Origin of the sequence: Noviherbaspirillum sp. (assembly GCF_035654295.1) — a bacterium.
GTDB lineage: Bacteria > Pseudomonadota > Gammaproteobacteria > Burkholderiales > Burkholderiaceae_D > Noviherbaspirillum.
Genome location: NZ_DASRXF010000069.1, coordinates 1 through 5,536, shown reverse-complemented (window position 1 = coordinate 5,536; position 5,536 = coordinate 1). Strand labels below are relative to the sequence as shown.

At 62.1% G+C, this 5,536-nt stretch carries 3 protein-coding genes and 1 pseudogene; 3 read left to right on the top strand and 1 reads right to left on the bottom strand.

All coding sequences use genetic code 11. The features are described from left to right. Nucleotides 1-208: pseudogene (locus tag VFF99_RS07845) on the top strand (hypothetical protein); the annotation flags it as partial. A 77-nt stretch (nucleotides 209-285) separates the two neighbouring features. On the opposite strand, the gene dnaE reads toward VFF99_RS07845, so the two are convergent. Further along, the gene (gene dnaE, locus VFF99_RS07840) at nucleotides 286-3,738 is read right to left on the bottom strand and encodes a DNA polymerase III subunit alpha (RefSeq protein ID WP_325016620.1); all 3,453 of its coding nucleotides are present in this window, start codon (nucleotides 3,736-3,738) and stop codon (nucleotides 286-288) included. A 125-nt stretch (nucleotides 3,739-3,863) separates the two neighbouring features. Between dnaE and VFF99_RS07835 the strand changes: the two genes are divergently transcribed. Further along, entirely contained in the window at nucleotides 3,864-4,715 is an 852-nt protein-coding gene (locus VFF99_RS07835) for a sulfurtransferase (RefSeq protein ID WP_325016618.1), read from the top strand. 122 nt (nucleotides 4,716-4,837) lie between these two features. Next, nucleotides 4,838-5,374 (top strand): REP-associated tyrosine transposase, encoded by a 537-nt coding sequence (locus tag VFF99_RS07830; protein WP_325016616.1) that lies wholly within the window; start codon nucleotides 4,838-4,840, stop codon nucleotides 5,372-5,374. Nucleotides 5,375-5,536: the final 162 nt, after the last annotated feature.

Genomic DNA, 5,536 nt, shown 5'->3' with positions numbered 1-5,536 from the left:
CTCCTGCGTACACAACGAGCATGTTTTCAGTTTCACCGTGTCGTGCGGTTTGGTCGAGCTGTGCAATAACGAACCGTATGGCAACGCTGTCAACCGGGCTGATGCCCTGCTTTACCAGGCGAAGTCCGAAGGGCGGAACCGGGTGGTCGCCGTCCCCAATACGGGCGCGGATGCGCGCTGCGCGGAGATGCTGGCCTGCAGTTCTTGAGCTTGCGGGGGACGGTGCCAATCGGCAGGTTTCGCTTCGCTTTATCTACCGTCCATTGCCATTCGCGGCCGCTACGCTCAATACTCGACCGTCGCGCCCCGCACGCCAAGCTTCTCGAACAGCGACTGCTTCAACCCGTCGGCCGGCGCCACGCGCCAATCGTCGGCCAGGCGGATCTCACAACTGCCGACGCCGTCCTGCATGTAACGCATCATCAGCGGCAGGCCGTTCTCGGAGCGGTACTGTGCCAGGATGGCCTTGATCTGCGCGGCATCGATCCGCGTGTTGAGCGAGAACGAGAACTGCCGTCCGAAGTTCACGCGTGCCATCGCAATGTCCATGACCTTCTCCGCCGACACGCGCAAGCCGCCGTTGAACCGGTCCTCCGATACCTTGCCCTGCACCGCGAGAAACTCGTCTTCCTTGAACAGGTGCTTGTTCGGCTCGTACAGCTCGGTGTACACGGTCACGTCGACCGTCGCCGTTCCGTCATCAAGCGTGACGATCACGATCTTGCCGCGCTGGGTCATCTGGGTGCGCACGGCACTGATGATCCCGGCGAGCAGGCGCGGGTCGCGCGCCGGTTCGAGGTTGAGCAGCTTGGTCTTGATGAACTTGCGCACCTCGCTCTCATAGGCGTTGAACAGATGCCCGGAGAGATAGAAGCCCAAAGCCAGCTTCTCTTCCGACAGCCGCTGCCGCTCGCTCCACGGCGGGACCTTCACGTAATCCGGTGGCGTCTCAAGGTCACTGTCGTCACCGCCGAACAAGCTCACCTGGTTGGCGGACGCATGTGCCTGCTCGGCGCACTCCATCGCAAAGTTGACCGAGGCAAACATGATGCCGCGATCGACGCCGAAGCAGTCCATCGCACCGGCACGGATCAGCGCTTCAATGGTGCGGCGATTGATCTGCTTCTTGTCCACGCGCTTGACGAAGTCGAACAGGTCCTTGAACGGCCCGCCCGATTGGCGCGCGGCGATGATGGCCTCAATCGCATTCTGGCCGGAGCCTTTCACGGCGCCCAGGCCGTAGCGGATCTGCATCGCCTTCTTGCCCGCCTCGCCCACCGGAATGAAACGGTAATCCGACTTGTTGATGTCCGGCGGCAGCATCTGCAGCTTGCAGACGTCGATCGCGTCTTCGACCAGGATCTTGATCTTGTCCGTGTCGTCCATGGCCAGCGACATGTTGGCTGCCATGAACGCGGCGGGATGGTGGGCCTTCAGGTAAGCGGTGTGGTAGGACAGCAGCGCATAGGCGGCGGCGTGCGACTTGTTGAAGCCGTAGCCCGCGAACTTCTCCATCAAGTCGAAGATCTCGTCAGCCTTTTCCTCGGACAAGCCGTTCTTGGCCGCACCCTCGCGGAACAGCAGGCGGTGCTGCGCCATCTCTTCCGGCTTCTTCTTGCCCATTGCGCGGCGCAGCAAGTCCGCGCCGCCGAGCGAGTAGCCGCCGATCACCTGCGCCATCTGCATCACCTGCTCCTGGTACACCATGATGCCGTAGGTCTCGGCCAGGATGCCCTCGGTACGCGGGTCGGGGTATTCGAATTTCTCGCCGTGCTTGCGTTTGCAGAAATCCGGGATCAGGTCCATCGGGCCGGGACGGTAGAGTGCCACCAGCGCGATGATGTCCTCGAAGCGGTCCGGACGCGCATCCTTGAGCATGCCCTGCATGCCGCGGCTTTCCAGCTGGAACACCGCGACCGTCCTGGCCTTGGTCAGCAGTTCGTAGGACGGCCTGTCGTTGAGCGGCAGCTTGGCGAGGTCGAAGTCCTTCATCGCCGGGTCGAGCATCTTGATGTAGTTCACCGCCCGGTCGAGGATGGTCAGCGTGGTCAGGCCAAGGAAGTCGAACTTCACCAGGCCGACCGCTTCCACGTCATCCTTGTCGTACTGCGACACCACGCCCGCATCGCCGCCCTGCGTGTACAGCGGGCAGAAGTCGGTCAGCTTGCCCGGTGCGATCAGCACGCCGCCGGCGTGCATGCCGATGCTGCGCGTGATGCCTTCGACCTGCTGCGCGAGGTCGAGCAGCTGCTTGACCTCTTCCTCGTTCTCCAGTCTTTCCTTGAGCAGCGGCTCTTCCTCGATCGCCTCGGCAATCGATACCTGCTTGCCCGGCTTGAACGGGATCAGCTTGGAAATGCCGTCGCAGAAGGTGTAGCTCATGTCGAGCACGCGGCCGACGTCGCGCACCGCGCCCTTCGCTGCCATCGTGCCGAAGGTGGCGATCTGCGACACCGCGTCGCGGCCGTAGCGGTCCTTCACGTACTGGATCACGCGGTCGCGGTTTTCCTGGCAGAAGTCGATATCGAAGTCAGGCATCGACACGCGCTCCGGATTCAGGAAGCGCTCGAACAGCAGGTTGTATTCCAGCGGATCGAGGTCGGTGATCTTGAGCGCGTAGGCCACCAGCGAGCCCGCGCCCGAGCCGCGGCCCGGGCCGACCGGCACGCCGTTGTTCTTGCCCCACTGGATGAAGTCCGCCACGATCAGGAAGTAGCCGGGGAAGCCCATCTTGATGATGGTGTCGGTCTCGAACTTGAGGCGTTCTTCATAGCGCGGACGGTTCTTCTCGCGCTTTTCCGGATCGGCAAAGAGCTGCACCAGGCGCTCCTCCAGGCCGGCCTTGGCCTGGTGCACGAGGAAGTCGTCGAGCGACATGCCGTCCGGCGTCGGGAAGAGCGGCAGCTTCGGCTTTCCGAGTTCGAGCTGCAGATTGCAGCGCTTGGCGATCTCCACCGAGTTCTGCAGCGCCGCCGGCATGTCGGCGAAGGCCTCGGCCATCTCCGCCTGCGTGCGGAAACACTGACTCTCGTTGAAGCGCTTCACGCGGCGCGGATTGGCGAGGATCTCGCCTTCCGCGATACAGGTGCGCGCCTCGTGCGCGATGAATTCCTCGCGCGTCAGGAACTGGATCGGGTGCGTCGCCACCACCGGCAGCTTCAGCTTCACCGCCAGCGCGACTGCCTGGCGGACATGGTTGTCCATGTTGGGCTGCCCGTAGCGCTGCACCTCGATGTAGAAATGATTCGGGAAGATCGACATCCAGCGCTCGGCGCACTTTTGCGCAAGCGCGGGATTGCCGTTGTCGATGGCCATGCCGATGTCGCCCGAATGCGCGCCGGACAAGGCGATCAGTTCACTCGCGGCGCCATTCTCCAGCCACTCGGGACGGATTTCCGCCCGCCCGCGGTGCACGTTTGTCAACCAGGCCTTGGTCAACAGCTCGCACAGCTGCAGGTAACCCTTGCGGCTCTTGCAGTACAACAACAGGCGCGACGGCTTGTCGCGGTCGTCATCGTTGGTGATCCAGACGTCGCAGCCGGCGATGGGCTTGACGCCCTTGCCGCGCGCGGCCTTGTAAAACTTGACCATGCCGAACAGGTTGGCAAGGTCGGTGATCGCCATCGCGGCCTGGCCATCCTTGGCGGCAGCCTTGACGGCGTCGTCGATGCGCACGAGGCCGTCGACGATGGAGTATTCGGAATGGAGGCGGAGATGGATGAATTGCGGCGCGGTCATCGCGCTATTTTACAGCGGCGGAGCCCTTCCCATTGGAAAGCTGCGCAGGCTGTTGCGATGTCCGATTCCGTCCGACACGATCGCGTATATAATGACGGCAAATCAAAGACTTAGCTAAAGTTTCCATGCAATCCAGCACCACCTACGTCAACATCGCCGCCTACAAATTCATCAGCTTCGACGACACCGTTGAAAAGCGTCCCGAATTCCGGGCGCTGTGCGAAGAACTCGGCCTGAAAGGCACCATCCTGCTCAGCCCGGAAGGCATCAACCTCTTCCTCGCCGGCCTGCGCGGCTCCATCGACCGCTTCCTCGCCTGGCTGCGCAGCGATGCGCGCTTCGCGGACATCGAAGTCAAGGAAAGCTATTCCGACCGCCAGCCCTTCACCAAGATGCTGGTCAAGCTCAAGCGCGAGATCATCACGATGAAGAATCCGCTGATCAAGCCGGAAGAAGGCCGCGCACCCGCCGTCGACGCCAAGACGCTCAAGCGCTGGCTCGACCAGGGGCACGACGACAGCGGCAAGCCGGTCGTGATGATGGACACCCGCAACGCCTTCGAAGTCGACGTCGGCACCTTCAGCAACACCATCGACTACCGCATCGAAAAATTCAGCGAATTTCCGGAAGTGGTGGAAAAGCACAAGGACGAACTCACCGGCAAGACCGTCGTCACCTTCTGCACCGGCGGCATCCGCTGCGAAAAAGCCGCGATCCACATGCAGAACGTCGGCTACGACAGCGTGTACCAGCTCGAAGGCGGCATCCTGAAATATTTCGAGGAAGTGGGCGGCGAGCACTACACCGGTGATTGCTTCGTGTTCGATTACCGGACGGCGCTCAACCCGAAGCTGGAAGCGACGGAAATGAAGCAATGCTTCGCATGCCGGGCGGTGGTGACGCCGCGGGAGCAGTTGTCGCCGTATTACATCCCGGGTGAATCGTGCCCGCATTGCAGGAAGGGCGTGCGGGAGTAGGTCCGCCGGTTCAGAGGCGCGGTGGGTTTCGCTACGCTCTACCCACCCTACCCTCCTCTATAAAGAACCGTAGGGTGGGTAGAGAGCAGCGAAACCCACCGCAGCACACAAAGAAAAGCCCCATGTCCACCTACCGCCGCAATTTCCTCCCCGGCGCCACCTACTTCTTCACCGTCACCCTCGCCGACCGCTCCAGCCCCCTCCTCACCGCCCACATCCCCCTCCTCCGCGCCGCATTCCGCTACACCCACGCCCGCCACCCCTTCAACATCGACGCCATCGTCGTGCTGCCGGAACACCTGCATACCGTCTGGACACTGCCCGGCGAAGACACCGACTACAGCACGCGCTGGCGCTTGATCAAGGGACACTTCTCCCGCCACCTTCCGGCAGACGAAGTCATCACACCGAGCCGCTCAGGCAAGGCCGAGCGCGGCATCTGGCAGCGGAGATACTGGGAACATACGATACGGGACGAGGGAGATTACGAACGGCACGTGGACTATATCCACTTCAACCCGGTCAAGCACGGACTTGTCGCGGCGGCGGGGGATTGGGAGTATTCGTCGTTCCACCGGTATGTGAAGCAGGGGCTTTTGCCGGCGGATTGGGGTGGACGGATGGATCGAGGGGCGGGGAGGTTTGGGGAGAGGGAATGAGGCACATGGTGGGTTTCGCTTCGTGTATAGCCGGGGGACATAGGTAACACCTGTCGGGAGACATGGGTAACACCTTTTATGATCATCGCGTTGCAACAATCTGGAGCGCGCGATGCCTTGGAAGGAGTCTTCCCGTATGTCGTCCCGACTGGAATTTGTCAT

What these genes read in the sequence shown, in the direction of transcription:
- VFF99_RS07830 (WP_325016616.1), top strand. Translation starts at nt 4,838, where the DNA reads ATGTCCACCTACCGCCGCAATTTCCTCCCCGGCGCCACCTACTTCTTC.
- VFF99_RS07835 (WP_325016618.1), top strand. Translation starts at nt 3,864, where the DNA reads ATGCAATCCAGCACCACCTACGTCAACATCGCCGCCTACAAATTCATC.
- dnaE (WP_325016620.1), bottom strand. Translation starts at nt 3,738, where the DNA reads ATGACCGCGCCGCAATTCATCCATCTCCGCCTCCATTCCGAATACTCC.